General features: G+C 45.7%; 11 protein-coding genes. 3 read left to right on the top strand and 8 right to left on the bottom strand.

Annotated features, from left to right (window positions below; genetic code table 11):
- Nucleotides 1-221 precede the first annotated feature (221 nt).
- From JMY03_RS11730 to JMY03_RS11715, 4 genes are all read right to left on the bottom strand, one after another.
- Nucleotides 222-1,787 (bottom strand): FGGY-family carbohydrate kinase, encoded by a 1,566-nt coding sequence (locus tag JMY03_RS11730; RefSeq protein WP_201603887.1) that lies wholly within the window; start codon nucleotides 1,785-1,787, stop codon nucleotides 222-224.
- A gap of 161 nt (nucleotides 1,788-1,948) precedes the next feature.
- Nucleotides 1,949-3,595: a glycerol-3-phosphate dehydrogenase/oxidase gene (locus JMY03_RS11725; protein WP_201603885.1), complete on the bottom strand. Its 1,647-nt coding sequence runs from the start codon at nucleotides 3,593-3,595 to the stop codon at nucleotides 1,949-1,951.
- Nucleotides 3,596-3,784: 189 nt separating this feature from the next.
- The gene (locus tag JMY03_RS11720) at nucleotides 3,785-5,512 is read right to left on the bottom strand and encodes an FAD-binding oxidoreductase (protein ID WP_201603883.1); all 1,728 of its coding nucleotides are present in this window, start codon (nucleotides 5,510-5,512) and stop codon (nucleotides 3,785-3,787) included.
- 180 nt (nucleotides 5,513-5,692) lie between these two features.
- Nucleotides 5,693-6,196 (bottom strand): cupin domain-containing protein, encoded by a 504-nt coding sequence (locus JMY03_RS11715; RefSeq protein WP_201603881.1) that lies wholly within the window; start codon nucleotides 6,194-6,196, stop codon nucleotides 5,693-5,695.
- 367 nt (nucleotides 6,197-6,563) lie between these two features.
- Here JMY03_RS11715 and guaA point away from each other — a divergent pair, with 367 nt between their 5' ends.
- On the top strand, nucleotides 6,564-8,174 hold the full coding sequence (gene guaA / locus JMY03_RS11710; RefSeq protein WP_201603879.1) for a glutamine-hydrolyzing GMP synthase: 1,611 nt from the start codon (nucleotides 6,564-6,566) through the stop codon (nucleotides 8,172-8,174).
- A 48-nt stretch (nucleotides 8,175-8,222) separates the two neighbouring features.
- The gene (locus tag JMY03_RS11705; protein WP_201603877.1) at nucleotides 8,223-9,215 is read left to right on the top strand and encodes a tetratricopeptide repeat protein; all 993 of its coding nucleotides are present in this window, start codon (nucleotides 8,223-8,225) and stop codon (nucleotides 9,213-9,215) included.
- A gap of 349 nt (nucleotides 9,216-9,564) precedes the next feature.
- Here JMY03_RS11705 and JMY03_RS11700 read toward each other — a convergent pair whose 3' ends face one another.
- From JMY03_RS11700 to JMY03_RS11690, 3 genes are all read right to left on the bottom strand, one after another.
- The gene (locus tag JMY03_RS11700) at nucleotides 9,565-10,428 is read right to left on the bottom strand and encodes an abortive infection family protein (protein WP_201603875.1); all 864 of its coding nucleotides are present in this window, start codon (nucleotides 10,426-10,428) and stop codon (nucleotides 9,565-9,567) included.
- Nucleotides 10,429-10,516: 88 nt separating this feature from the next.
- Entirely contained in the window at nucleotides 10,517-11,047 is a 531-nt protein-coding gene (locus JMY03_RS11695) for a hypothetical protein (RefSeq protein ID WP_201603873.1), read from the bottom strand.
- Between the two features lie 166 nt (nucleotides 11,048-11,213).
- Nucleotides 11,214-12,233 carry a YhdH/YhfP family quinone oxidoreductase gene (locus JMY03_RS11690; protein ID WP_201603871.1) on the bottom strand — a complete coding sequence of 340 codons (1,020 nt, stop codon included), beginning with the start codon at nucleotides 12,231-12,233 and terminating at the stop codon, nucleotides 11,214-11,216.
- 95 nt (nucleotides 12,234-12,328) lie between these two features.
- Here JMY03_RS11690 and JMY03_RS11685 point away from each other — a divergent pair, with 95 nt between their 5' ends.
- The gene (locus tag JMY03_RS11685) at nucleotides 12,329-13,087 is read left to right on the top strand and encodes an IS5 family transposase (protein WP_192529359.1); all 759 of its coding nucleotides are present in this window, start codon (nucleotides 12,329-12,331) and stop codon (nucleotides 13,085-13,087) included.
- Nucleotides 13,088-13,139: 52 nt separating this feature from the next.
- On the opposite strand, the gene JMY03_RS11680 is transcribed toward JMY03_RS11685, so the two are convergent.
- Nucleotides 13,140-14,120 (bottom strand): zinc-binding dehydrogenase, encoded by a 981-nt coding sequence (locus JMY03_RS11680; protein ID WP_201603869.1) that lies wholly within the window; start codon nucleotides 14,118-14,120, stop codon nucleotides 13,140-13,142.
- Nucleotides 14,121-14,264 lie beyond the last annotated feature (144 nt).

Genomic DNA, 14,264 nt, shown 5'->3' with positions numbered 1-14,264 from the left:
GTTTTAGCCGTGACTGACGCGGTATCCTGTGCGACTAAGCGGGTTGCGGGCACTTGGCTAGAGGGGGTCGCTCGAATGTTGGAACGCCTCTAGCTTTAGTGCCCGCCACGCTTAGGGGTACAGAGACAAGCAGAAGGCGCGATTAGCTCCCCAATATTATCAGCCACAATACTCCCACCTTTTGGCCACTCCCAATACATCCACACCTCAAACTTGCGCGATTACTTAGCGGGATATCCCGTGATGTCTTGAATGCTTTGGTATAAGGGTTTTAGGCGCTCGTACATCTTCAGATAGACCTCGTTATACAGGCGCTTGTAGAGTTGCACGTTGGCTTCAATAGGTAAGAATTCGTCGCCTAAATGGGTCATGGCGTCGCTGGCAGCAGCGTGGTCAGGATAGACGCCGAGACCCACCGCGCAGTTGATGGCCGCGCCGAGGCCAGTGGCTTCAAAAGTGTGCGGGCGGTAGGCGGGCATGGCAAAGATGTCGGCGGTGAGCTGCATAGCGGCGTCGCTTTGGGAGCCGCCGCCTGAGACGCGCAGGTGTTTGATGGGTTTGCCGGTGCGCTTTTCAATCGTATCAAAGCCAAGCTTAAGCTCATAAGCCAGCCCTTCTAAGATAGCGCGGTAGACGTGTGCGCGGGTGTGCACATCGCCAAAACCGATGAGGGCGCCTTTGCCATCAAGCCCCGGATGACGCACGCCCGGTGACCAATAGGGCTGCATGATAAGTCCCATGCTGCCGGCTGGAATGCCTTTGACGGCTGCGTCAAGGAGCTTTTCGGTGTCGATGCCTTGGGTTTTGGCAAGTTGCGCCTCAAAATGGGCGAATTGCTCTTTAAACCAGCTGACCATCCAAAAGCCGCGATAAATCATGTACTCGTGATTGTAGTAATGCGGGGCGGCGGCGGTATAGGCGGGCATGTGTTTGAGTATCTCGACATAATCGGGGGAGATGGTGTTGATGGTGGCGGTGGTGCCAAAGCTAAGACACGCAGTATCGGCGGACAGTCCCGCTGCGCCTAGGGCTTCGCAGGCTTTATCACTGGCGGCGGCAATCATCGGCGTGCCCTCTGGGATACCTGTGACTTTGGCAGCTTTGGCGCTTATCTCACCAAGAGTTTGGCTTGGTGGGATGATTTTGGGCATTTGCTCGGGGGTACAGCTAAACAGTCGCCATTTCAGGGTGTTGGGTTTGAGCCATGTTTGCGCTTTGTAGTCGTAAGGCAGATAGCCGACGGCATGACCGTTTGAGTCAATTAATTCGCCTGTGAGCTGATAGGTAAGGTAGGCGGAGAGATTAACGTAGTGCGCAGTCTTTGCCCATATCTCAGGCTCGTTTTGCGCGAGCCAATTACAGCGCGCTTTTTGTTGGGCGTCCTTGACTAATTCGCCCATGCCGATGATTTTGGTAAGCGGGCCAAGAAAGCCGATATCACCAGTCTCAGCACGGCGCAAATCCATCCAGACGATAGCGGGACGTAGCGGCTGCTTGTCTTTATCAAGGCAAATCATGGTATAGCGCTGGGTAGCGAGACTGACGCCAGCGATTTGTTCAGGTTTAATCTCGCAGGTCTGCCAGAGCTTTTGGTAGGCCTCACATAGCTTTTGCCAATAGTAGTCGGCGTGCTGCTCGGCATAATTGGGCTGTTCAGAGAAATACGGCTCGATAGGTACGCGGGCTTTAGCGATCTCAGTACCAAATTGATCAAAGATAAGCGCTCTGACGCTTTGCGTGCCATTGTCGATGGCTAAGAAATAAATCGAGTCGTTAGAGGTGGTCATAGTTGTCCTTAACTATGTGAGATGTTTATCAACATTAGAACGTGCTACTGGTATAAATTTTCCTTGCTTGCTGTGCGACTCCGTCACTCCAGAGGCTGCGCAAAATTTGCACCAATAGCACTAATCCTTAACACTGATTCCTATAATAGTTCGAAGAAACTCTAAACCACAGGCAAATGATAATAAAGCTGCCATAACTCGGTATAGCGAGCGACTTCTTGTTGCCATTTTTGCTCATCCCAGCCAAGCTCTTGCTGACAGATTTGCTTCAGTCTGGCGCTAATCAGTGGTGTCATCGCACCGTGCGGTAGGATTAAGCCTAAGCGTGTACGCCGTAGCAGCAAATCATCTAAATGGATGACCTGCTCATAGCGCGCGGCAAAGCGAATCTCCGCCCAAAGGGTATTGCTATCGGTGACGTAAGCGAGATCATCGTCATGTGCTAGCTCAAGTAAGTTATCGAGCTGTAGACCATAGAATCCTTGCAAGCGCTGTTGTAAGTCAGCAGGTAGTGTTACAAACTTGGCATGAGTCGGCGTAGGATTGTTAAAGACTTGATCGCTATTCGTGTTTAAGTTTTGAGTAGCAGAGTCATCAAGGTCGAGCACTTCTTGACATTTTGCCAGCACATCAAGGGCAATCAGGCGAAAGGTGGTGAGCTTACCACCGCTGACAGTCACTAAGTTATTATCAAGCCAAACGCTATGATCGCGCTTTTCTTTACTGGGGCTGACGCGTTTGCCATTGCCGCTATCTGCTATCAGCGGTCGTACGCCTGCCCACGTGCTGATGACATCTTCTCGATTGAGATCGGTATCATCAAATAACGAGTTAGTCGCTGCTAGTAGATAATCGACCTCTGCGCTAGTGATACCGACTTCTTCGTCATTGAGTGGCGGATGATCTAAGTCAGTGGTGCCAAGTACCGTACGGTTCTCCCACGGATAGACAAACACCGCTCTTTTATCAGCAGGATGCAAGAAGGTATAGGCTTGCGAGGTAGGTAAGCGCTCTTGACTGACGACTAAGTGACTGCCGCGTGAAGGACGAATTTGCTTATGAAAGCTTTGCTCGGGCTCATTACTGGCTTGCATACGCAAGTTATCCGCCCACGCGCCTGTCGCACTAACCACCACTTTGGCGTGAACGTCCAAAGTCTTGTCACTGTCTTTAGACGCCGTGTCTTTTAAAGTTGCACCCACCACCAAGCCCTGCTCATTGGTGATAAGCGACTCGGCTTTAAGATAATTAATAGCGTGCGCGCCGTCATGAATGGCTTCGTCAAGTACGCGCATGACCAGTCGCGAATCATCGGTGATCGCATCGCTAAACTGGCTGGCACCCAAAAATTTATCTTGCTTGATATTAGGATTTAAACTTAGAAAATCATCCTTCTTAAAGTATTTAAAATAGCGCTTACCCGCTATCTTGTCATAGACGCGTAGCAAGGTATTAAATATCCACGGCGGCGGAAACTTACCTTTATAATGCGGCATGACATAGTGCATCTCGTTAACTAGACCGTCTGCTTCGTTAAGCATACGTTCGCGCTCGCGTACGCTAAGCAGTGTCGTTTTGTAGTCACCGGATGCAATATAACGCAGCCCACCATGCACCATTTTACTTGAGCGGCTAGAGGTGCCCCAAGCAAAGTCTTTTTGTTCAATTAATAATACAGCTAGCCCGCGCCTTGCTGCCTCGCGGGCAATGCCGGCACCCGTGATACCGCCGCCGATAATGAGCATATCCCAAGGTTCAGATTTCGTTAAGGGCGCAAGGGCTTGCTGGCGTTGTTTGCTTTGGTTCATAAGATTTTCTTCTTAATAACAATTTACTTTGACACCCAATGAAATAAATACGTTGAATAATGACGCGCGACTGATATTCATTTTTCTTGCGTGCTGTGCTTACGCCGACAGAGGCAGCGCAAAACAAATATTAGTCACGCTGTAGCGCTCTTCCACTAAACTGGCTATAAAAAAAGCTCTTAATTAGAATTAATCTTCAAGCAATACACCTGGGTTCATACGCTGCTCAGGATCTAGACTTTTGAGCATATCATGAGTCACTTGTAGTCCCAGCGCGCCTTTTTCAGCGGCAAGGTACGGGGCATGATCACGGCCAACGCCATGCTGATGTGATATCGTCGCTTTGCCATGCGCAAGGCTAGTACTAGCAGCATGTTTGATTTTTTGCCAGCGTTTTAACGTCGCGGCATGATCTTTGGCGGCGCGGAAGAAATAAGTGGTGTATAGACTTGCGCCTTGTTTATAGACGTGCGAGATATGGGTAAAGGCCATGACTTCCTCGCCTTCATCAGCGAGCGAGGTTTTTACCGCGTCTTGCATTTGCGCCATTTGCTCGTCAATACGGCTCCAGTTGGTCGCAGTCTCAAAGGTATCGACCATAATGCCTTTATCCCAAAGCGTACCGCGCAGATATGGGAATTTAAAACGCCCGTGCGCCCAAACACTACCCATAATATTAGTGATTTTACCCGTGACACTACCATTTTGCTTTAACAATTTATTGAACTGCGTCACTGCTAGTTTATTCTGCGCTTTATCGCCTGAGAAACCATAAGTGAGCATCACTTTATCTGAGCTGAGTCCGCGCGCTTTTAGATAAGTGCTAATGGCTAAAAACTGGCTTGGCGTCGTACCTAGATGCAAATGTGCATCAGTCTCTACCGCGTTGCTTAGGCGTAGCATAGAGAGGCGAACATTGTTTTGCACCGCTTGTTTGAGTACCGCTTTGCCCGCTTCCCAATTCGGCAAAAACGCCACTTTAAACAGCTCTTCTTCAGGTTGCGGTTGCACGCGCATTTTGACTTCGGTAAAGATACCGGCGCGGCCCTCAGTACCCATCATCATCTCGCGCAAATCAGGCCCTGCTGAGGATGCAGGGATGTCAGCAATCTCTAGCACGCCTTGCGGGGTCACTAAAGTGCCACCGGCAAACATCTGCTCGATGCGCCCGTAGCCCAAGGACTGCTGACCACTAGAGCGCGCGGCAATCCAGCCGCCAAGCGTCGATAGCTCCCACGACTGCGGATAATGGCCCAAGCGATAACCGTGCTCGTCCAGTTGCGCCTCAACCGCTGGCCCTTGTGTACCTGCACCAAAGGTGGCAATTTGGCTCTCATCATCTAAGTCAATAAGTCGGTCCATTTGACTCATCGCTACCGTCAATACAGGCCGCGCGCCCTGTTGCGGATTGATATGTCCGACTACGGAAGTACCACCGCCAAAAGGAATAACAATCAGATCGTGCTCGCAGGCAAGCTTAAGTAATTGCTCGACATCACTAGTCGATTCGGGAAAAGCGACGCCATCAGGGAAGACTTCAAAGTCGCCGCTGTGCATGGCGATCCAATCGGGGAAGCTTTGCCCACGGGCGTGTCTGAGTCTGATCTCTTGATCGGTCGAGACTATGTTTAGCTTGGTAATAGCTTTAGGCAAGCGTGATTTAGGCACCGTTTTAAGGACTTGTTGTAGGCTGACCGACTTGAGCTTTTTGGTTTTGCCGATATGCGATTTGATCAGCTTTGCACCGTGCGGGGAGACTTTTTTATTAATATTGACGTTACCCCAGCCATTCCAGCGCGTCTGCTCGATAGGGGTATTAGTGGTTGCAGTCATATCAAGACGGGTTGCGTCCGTATGGTTAGATGTGGCGTTGTCGGAACTAGCATTTTTGCGGCGAAGGGCATTGAGTGTGCTCATAGGGACATACCTGTCGAATGATGATTGTGTTTTTGCTTGGCATCTATATATGGTTTTATATTCCAGCTTTGTTCGCGCAGGGTCAAGGTGGTAGTCATTTACGCTAATAATCTAGACTGCCATACTCACCGCTTCAAATTGTCAAAATGTAAAAAAGCTATTGGTGATAAGAACCAGTTTTTAACCCTGCTCAACCTTTTTTAGATCCTTTAAATCTACATACTCTTTTTCGCCGTGAATCTTATACATTTTACGTTTGATATCTGGATAGAGGGTAATATCAATCGGTGGTCGACTACCACCCATGAGGTAGGTAGCGTCGTTATCGCTATCGTTACGCATCGAGTGCGCGGCGCCGTGAGCGGGGAAAGCTACAAAATCGCCCGCACTTAAAGGATAAGTCTTATCGCCATAGCGCAGTGATAGCTCGCCTGATAATACGTAAATAAACTCATCTGACTCTTCATGATAGTGGTGCTGGGTGGTTTCATCGCCCGGCTCAACGCGTACTAGGTGTAAGCCAAAGGCGTTTAGTCCAACAATATCGCTTAGAGATACCGTATGACGAATGGCGTTGTCGTTAAACTGATGCACGTGCTTGGTTTCAGGAATCGCGGCGATATCGGACTTAGTTAGGATATAGTCTTTTGGATCGTCGAATTTGGGCTTGGGTAGGCTAGTCATGGTTTATCTCCGTTATTTTTTCAGACTTAAGCTTATATAGTCAATATGAAATAAAATCGATACGTTAATAATACCGTGCTACTGGTACAAATTTTCCTTGCTTGCTGTGCGCTTCGCACTTTTCGATGCTACGCAGCTGTTATTCAAAACAAGTATTCCAGTAGCACGGTATCGGTTTTAAAGTGAATTAACTATAGTAGCGAATATTTTTTGACTTTATGTAATTAATTGGGTAGGTACGCTTATGATTTATTTGCAGATGAAACGCTTTTGTTTATTTACCTAATCCACGTTATCTAGTCGCCCATGATTGGCTTAAACTTGTTAAAATAGGCTGATAATTTTACTTATTGATGGACATCGATTTATGACCACTGCCGCTGCTATCCCTACTATCAAAGAAGACCGTATTCTTATTCTTGATTTTGGCTCGCAATATAGCCAGCTCATCGCTCGCCGTGTGCGCGATTCTGGCGTTTTTTGTGAGATGTTCCCTTATGATATCGACAGCGACCGTATCAAAGATTTTGGTGCCAAAGGTGTCATCCTATCGGGCGGCCCTGAGAGTGTGCATGCGGAAAACAGCCCACGTATCAATGACGCTGTGTTTGAGCTAGGCGTGCCAGTACTTGGCATTTGCTACGGTATGCAGGCGATGGCAGATCGTTTTGGCGGGCAGGTTCATGCCAGTCATATTCATGAGTTTGGTGCGGCGACGATTGACGTTAACGGGCACTCGCAGCTCACTGAAGGTATTGAAGACAGCAGCACGGAAGGGAAGTCAGCTAAGCTGAATGTATGGATGAGCCACGGTGATAAGGTCATCGAAGCGCCTGAAGGCTTTGATATCATCGCCAGCACACCAAGCTGCCCGATTGCCATTATGGCCAATGACGACAAGCAATACTATGGTCTCCAGTTCCATCCGGAAGTGACGCACACTTTACAAGGTCAGGCGCTGCTAGGTCGTTTTGTCCATCAGATTTGCGATTGTGCTGGTGAGTGGACACCAGACAACATTGTCGATATGCGCGTGGCGCAACTCAAAGAGCAAATCGGTGACAAGCAAGTACTGCTCGGTCTCTCAGGCGGCGTGGACAGCTCAGTGGTTGCAGCACTATTGCACAAAGCCATTGGCGATCAGCTGACTTGTGTGTTTGTCGATAATGGCCTCTTGCGTCTGCATGAAGGCGATCAGGTCATGCAAGTGTTTGCTGAAAACATGGGCGTCAAAGTCATCCGTGTCGATGCTGAAGACTTGTTCCTAGACGCTCTAGCAGGCGAGTCTGATCCAGAAGCCAAACGTAAAATCATCGGCAAAACCTTTATCGATGTGTTTGCCAATAGTGCCCGCGAAATCAGCGCACAAAGAGATGGCAAAACCATTGAGTTCTTAGCACAGGGTACGATTTACCCAGACGTGATCGAATCTGCTAAGTCACATCAAGGTAAAGCACACGTCATTAAGAGCCATCATAACGTTGGTGGTCTACCAGATGACTTGGCGTTCAAATTGATTGAGCCGTTACGTGATTTGTTCAAAGATGAAGTGCGTAAACTCGGTATCACTTTAGGTCTGCCAGAGAAGATGATCTATCGTCATCCGTTCCCAGGCCCAGGTCTAGGCGTACGTATCCTTGGTGAAGTGAAAAAAGAATATGCTGATATCTTGCGTCTTGCCGATGCGATATTTATGCAAGAGCTGGAGCGCTCTGGCTGGTATGACAAGACCGCGCAAGCCTTTGCGGTATTCCAACCAATCAAATCGGTCGGCGTGGTCGGTGATGGCCGCCGTTATGCGTGGGTCATCGCGCTACGTGCGGTTGAGACCGTAGACTTTATGACCGCGCGCTTTGCTCATCTGCCGTATGATTTGATTGAGACAGTATCGAATCGCATCATGAATGAAATCGCTGATGTCTCACGCGTGACGTATGATGTGTCGAGCAAGCCGCCTGCGACGATTGAGTGGGAATAATTATTCATATGCTATGATTGTAATATCAACGCAAAGGAGTGATGGACTATGAAACTGGTTCATGTGGGACAAAACGAGTGGATGTTTGAAGATGACGTTAGCGATAAGTTGGCTGACAATAGATCAAATGCGCTTGGCGCTGGTAGAGCGCTTAATCTTAAAATAAAAGCCTTTGTAGATGCCGAGGTAAAAAGAGGTCGTGATATCAACGATATTATGAATGAAGTCATGACCAAATTTCAGCATGAAATTGTGCAAGACTTTGATGAGCAGCCGCCAACCTCATTCCAAGTGATACAGATGACGCTGGAGAAAGAAGGTTATGAAGTGGCTCGTGATATTGCTCAGTTTTTAGTATTAGAGAATATGAATGACCCTGATGCTTACTTTAACTTAGCATTTTTGTGTGAGCAGCATGATGACAGCTTTTTAGCACTATTGAGTAGCCGCGAATGTATGCGCCTATACTTAGAGTATTTCCCCAAAAACTTTAATTGGCAAAAAAGTAAGCTGCCATGGGGCATCATGGAGAACCGTCCCTTTTTGCGAGCGCTGTTTCAGCTGGCAAATGTCTATGCTGACAATATGAGCTTTGATGAAGCCTGCGAGCAGGGAGAAAGGCTGCTACAAGTTTGCCCTAATGACAACCTAGGTATGCGTGAAGCGCTGATAGAATGGTACATGTTTACCGAAGAGTATCAGAAAATAATTCGAATTTGCGGCAACTATCCAGAGGATATGCTTGCAAATATCGCTTTCGGTAAGGTGCTGGCTTACTGTTATCAAGATAAATTAGATAAGGCTGAAAAAGAGTGGGATATCGCAAAAGATAACTTGCCTGAAGTGGCGCATGAAATTCTTAAAAAGCGTCATCCTAGACCACGCGGTATGGGTATCAATAGTTATGGTATCGAAATTGGTGGTAAAGAGCAGGCTTATCTCTACTGGCAAGATATGGGCGATTGGTGGGAAGAAAATACTACCGCTCAAACCCTGATTGAGAAAAAACGTGCCGAGAAGCAGAAAAAGAAGAAAAAATAATTTGCTTTAGTAGTACTTCTCTTTAGCTAAAACAGTAAAACACTCAACTTGTTGGGTGTTTTTTTTGTTTTAGAGTTTCTGGAGCTATTCTCGCTTTCCGCTATTATCTTGTCTGCCCACTAGAGCCGCGACTAAAGCCCGCTGTGTTTCTGCTACCGCGATACCACAGCGGGCTAAGTCGCTGCAATCTAGTGATCCAACAAGGATAACCGCTGCAATCGAGGCTAAAACGTTTCATAAGTCTTAGATTAAAATATAGTAAGCGAGTTTTTCGAGTAAGTCACCTGCTACAATTGAATAAAAGTAATTGCTCATTTAAATTTTAGATAAAATGGCAAAAATCTTTAACTTATCGAGTATTTTTTGATTGAAAAGATTGATTATTTTTTCTCTGTATAGAGTCCTGTACATATCTAAATATAGTATTCATAGCATTAACTGTAGCTGTTGCTTCTGGAACATCCAAAAGCTCATTCACATGTGAAAGGCTTGCTTTATTTCTTAATGTAGAAAAAGCGTCAATTGACGCAGCAAAAGAGTTCAAAACTCTAGTAATCTCTTCAGACCGATTACCAGAAGCTATTAATGCTGGATGATATTTCCTAAGTTCTTTAAAAGCTTTAGATACTGTCGGATCATTTGGTAGATCTATACTACTGTCTGTACAGAGTTGTACTAAGTAACCATGAAGCGCTGTATGAGCACGATCAATTGCGCTAGATGAGTCTACAGTTCCTATTAAAGCTTTTGCATCACCTAGGGCTCTCATTACTATAGTTGATACTGATTCACTTAATTCTGGAGTAGCCACACTTCCTGCATTTTGGATTAGTTGATCTCCAACGATTTCATAATTAGTATTATTATTTTTCAGTATCTGATTAATATGCTGCACTGTTGGTACAGTAGCTTTTTGATGTTCGAGTTCTTCTAAAGCCTCATATACAGCTGCTATAAAATTGGGTGCATCTTTTGCAGCATCATATGCCTGCCTAACCATATCAGACTCTGCCCATTCTAGAGAAGAACTACGTGAGTAATAATCGTTGGAAACTTTGCAAAAGTGGCGTTTAAATATCTCTGCTATTTGTTGATGCCCTATTGAACCCGATACTTTTCTAATCAATGAGATAAAATCATCTACAATATTGTCATTTAAAGACTCTGTTGTGCCCATAGGGAACCTAAGCTCGCTAGCCATTTGAAGTGGCATGAAATACTCCAATTTTTAATGAGTTCGAATTAAGAGAGGATATTATGTTTTCAAAAATTTTAGTAAGTATATTGCTGATACTCTTTAGTCAAAAGAAAATACCTAACAATCCAATCAATAAAGAAACCGCTATAGCTACTATCGCTAAAATCATCGTCTGACGATGGCGTATTTCTTCCGAGTTTTTAAAATTATTATTTACTAATACTCTTAACTCTTCACTAGGGAGAATAAAACTGCCTAGCTTTTCAAGTAAAAAACTTGATATGGGTTGATCTATTTTGACTAAAGCATTGTTATACTGCTGACCACTACATTTTTTTATTTCGTTTTCTTTGCCAATAAAAGAAATTATTCCTAAATTCATGAGTTCCATTAGCAAGTTAACCATCACTATCACGCGAACAGTTTCCTTTCTACGTTTTACTACATCATTTGACTTTATAGATAAAAATACTTCCCGAGTATCACTATTAACATAAATGTTGCTATCGTGTTCATCTCCAAAAAAGTAATCTTCCAAAAAAACTTCAAACAAAATCATACCTTCAATTTTTAATGTGTTCGAGTTAATTAACTGGTTTAAAATGTTTTTTTCTTCCTTACTAAAGTTTCTCATGCTTACTTTAAGCCTAAAGTTGAAGTATTATTTAAAGATAATAGTATTATATAGAAAAAATTAACCTTAAAAATCTTAGTAATATTTATGATGTTGAATTCTAAAAAAGCAACACTCCCAAAAAGGAGCGCTACCATCATCTAAAAACTATTCTTTAAACCAAATCCTAACCCCGCACATTCACCACATAACGTCCCACAGCCTTACCATCAATAAAGCGCTCTAGGTATTCAGGGGTTTGTTCAAGGGTGATTTCTTCTGCGTATTGCTCCAGATTGGGCAGTTTCATATCCGTTGCCACGCGCTGCCAAATCGCTTTTTTGTCCTCAAGTGGGATAAATACCGAGTCGATACCCAGTAGCGATACCGCACGCGTGATAAACGGCAACACGGTCATCGAAAATGATGCTGATGCTGCAAGGCCACAGGTCGTCACTGCGCCACCTGGTTTGGTTTGCTTGAGTAGGTTGGCAAGATAGTCACCGCCGACGGTATCAATGGCATTGGCCCATAGCGGACGGCCAACAGGGCGATTGCCGACTTCATTGATGGTGTCACGGTGGCGCACTTCGGTGGCGCCCAACTCTTTCAAGTGTTCGCTTTGCTCAGGCTTACCAGAGAAGGCGATAGACTCGTAGCCCAGCTGCGAGAGGATAGCGATACTGATAGTGCCCACACCGCCTGTCGCGCCTGATACAGCAACGGGGCCATCGCTTGGTTTTGCGCCCATTTTTTCCAGCTTTTGGATGCTTAGCGCCGCCGTTAGGCCGCCTGTACCATAGATCATCGCTTCTTTTAGGCTCAGCGCTTCAGGGCAAGGCAATGCCCAGTCGGCAGGGATGGCAATCATTTGCCCGAGTCCGCCTGCGGTGTTCATCCCCAAGTCATAGCCGAATACCACGACTTCTTGACCTTCGCTAAAAGTGCCTGACTTGTCGCTGACCACCACGCCTGCCGCGTCAATACCAGGGGTGTGCGGATAGTTTTTGGTGATGCTCTTATTGCCTGAGGCCGACATGGCATCTTTATAGTTGAGCGAGGAGTAATGTACTTCGATCAATAGATCATTATCAGGCAGGTCGCTGACGTGGTGTTCTTGAATGTTTTTTGCGAACGTGCCTTCGCTGGTTTCTTCAACCACTAAGGCTTTAAAGGTTTTATTATCAGAGTTTGTTTGATTGGACATAATATTAGGGGCTGTATAGAATTGAGAAAACATTGAAAAAAATAAGCAACGCCTTACTCTAATGTTTACCACAACAAAGAAACAAGGCGTCACTTATGGCTCGCACCAAGCTCAACGATGAACATTGGCACAAGCTATTTATTATATTGCGACAAATTAACGTATATAACAAGCCCAATCTAAGACGTACCGTTGAAGGCATGTTGTACCGCATACGAGTAGGCTGTCCATGGCGAGACTTACCTTCTTATTTTGGTCATTGGTCTAGCATATATCATCAATACCGTTACTGGCGTAAAACCGGTAAATGGCAAAAGCTCATGAAGATAGTCACAGCAAACTATGATAGTGAATGGTTATTTATAGACGGTAGCGTGGTCAAAGCTCATCAGCATAGTACAGGCGCAGCCAGTCATCTTGATGAGGCCATTGGTAAAAGCGTTGCAGGTAATAGCAGCAAACTGCACTTAGTGGTCGATGCTTGTGGCAACCCTATACATGTTGAGCTGTCAGGTGGGCAAGTACATGACTCTAAGATGGCAAAGGCGTTGATATTTAGCACGATTAATAACCAGACTAAAGCGGTGATTGCAGACAGGGGCTACGATAGTAGCGATATTAGAGAGTGTATCTTCACGCACTGTGCTCAGTCAGTCATACCTGTTAAGTCGAACTCTAAAAGCTGTAACGACACACTAGATTGGTATTTGTATCGTTGCCGTCATTTGGTAGAAAACGCTTTTGCTAGATTGAAACATTTTAGGGGCATTGCCACGCGATATGATAAGCTCAAAGATAGCTATGCAGCGGCGGTAATGCTCGCTTGTGTCTTTATCTGGTTGCCCCTGATTTGAATTCTATACACACCCTATTCCTCTTTTGGTAAATAAACTTTACGGCGATACATTAAGGCTTAATGAGTATCTTACCTTTTTTGTCTGATTGCACCTCATCAGAGACCGCTTTTTGGATATCGTTTAAATCGTAAACACCGCCAGTCGGTAGTTTTAGAGTGCCATTAGCAGCATTTTCGATTAGCTCACCAGTTAAGCGCTGCATATCTTCTTTACTGATGGTTTGCATCATATCGCTCGCCCAAAAGCCTTTAACTTGCGCCAAATTAAAAATCAGATTGCTAGGATTCAGCATCAGCGGTTTACCTGACATTGCGCCGAGTGACGCCATGACGCCATGTTTACCTAGCATTGATACTAGCTCGCCGCCTGGCTGACCACCAACGGCATCGACTGCGCCGCTAATTTGAGCATCGCCAACGATTTTTTTGACTTGCTCTTTCCAGTCGTCATTATCAGTCACGACGTTGTTGTCAGTGATACCTAAATCGATAAGCTCTTGCTCAGATTTTTTGCTGCGTACTAGATTAATGGTATTGATTTTACGAGTAGGGGCGAGCATCGCCATAGATTCACCAACCGCGCCATTGGCAGCGTTTTGGATGATCCATTGCCCCGGCTTGATGTTTAAAAACTCAATGAGCAACAGCGCGCTCATCGGCATAGCGATTAATTGAGCGGCCATCTCATCATCGATAGCGTCTGGTATCGGGATTAGGCTTGAAACTGGGGCGATAAAATACTCCGCCCACGTGCCTTGTACGCCTGAGACTACGACGCGCTGACCTTTTTCAAAGCCTGTGACCTCACTGCCTAAAGCATCAATAGTCCCTACCGCCTCACTACCGCCTGTCGCAGGCAGTTTAGGTTTATTACCGTACTCGCCTTTGATGGTAACAAGGTCGTGATTATGAATGGAAGATAAGACAGTCTTGATACGGACTTCGTTGTCTTTGGGGTCTGGAGTCGGGCTGTCACTCACGCCAAGCACGTCAGATGGTTTGCCACATTCATGGTAAGTTGCAGTGCGCATAGAAGTATCCTTTTTATTATTTATCAGTTTGAGCACTTAAAGAGATTATTGAGTACTCAAAGAAATTAAGTTTAACAATTTGCTTTTTATAAACGATAACAACTCAGACTAAGCGTTCTCAACTTGATTTTGGTTACTTAACGT

This window comes from Psychrobacter submarinus (assembly GCF_904846685.1).
GTDB classification, from domain to species: Bacteria; Pseudomonadota; Gammaproteobacteria; order Pseudomonadales; family Moraxellaceae; genus Psychrobacter; species Psychrobacter submarinus.
The sequence above is the reverse complement of the archived record's forward strand: the minus strand, read 5'-3'. Positions and strand labels throughout refer to the sequence as shown.

Coding starts and splice junctions, on each gene's coding strand:
- JMY03_RS11730 (WP_201603887.1), bottom strand. CDS start 1,787: ATGACCACCTCTAACGACTCGATTTATTTCTTAGCCATCGACAATGGC.
- JMY03_RS11725 (WP_201603885.1), bottom strand. CDS start 3,595: ATGAACCAAAGCAAACAACGCCAGCAAGCCCTTGCGCCCTTAACGAAA.
- JMY03_RS11720 (WP_201603883.1), bottom strand. CDS start 5,512: ATGAGCACACTCAATGCCCTTCGCCGCAAAAATGCTAGTTCCGACAAC.
- JMY03_RS11715 (WP_201603881.1), bottom strand. CDS start 6,196: ATGACTAGCCTACCCAAGCCCAAATTCGACGATCCAAAAGACTATATC.
- guaA (WP_201603879.1), top strand. CDS start 6,564: ATGACCACTGCCGCTGCTATCCCTACTATCAAAGAAGACCGTATTCTT.
- JMY03_RS11705 (WP_201603877.1), top strand. CDS start 8,223: ATGAAACTGGTTCATGTGGGACAAAACGAGTGGATGTTTGAAGATGAC.
- JMY03_RS11700 (WP_201603875.1), bottom strand. CDS start 10,428: ATGCCACTTCAAATGGCTAGCGAGCTTAGGTTCCCTATGGGCACAACA.
- JMY03_RS11695 (WP_201603873.1), bottom strand. CDS start 11,047: ATGAGAAACTTTAGTAAGGAAGAAAAAAACATTTTAAACCAGTTAATT.
- JMY03_RS11690 (WP_201603871.1), bottom strand. CDS start 12,233: ATGTCCAATCAAACAAACTCTGATAATAAAACCTTTAAAGCCTTAGTG.
- JMY03_RS11685 (WP_192529359.1), top strand. CDS start 12,329: ATGGCTCGCACCAAGCTCAACGATGAACATTGGCACAAGCTATTTATT.
- JMY03_RS11680 (WP_201603869.1), bottom strand. CDS start 14,120: ATGCGCACTGCAACTTACCATGAATGTGGCAAACCATCTGACGTGCTT.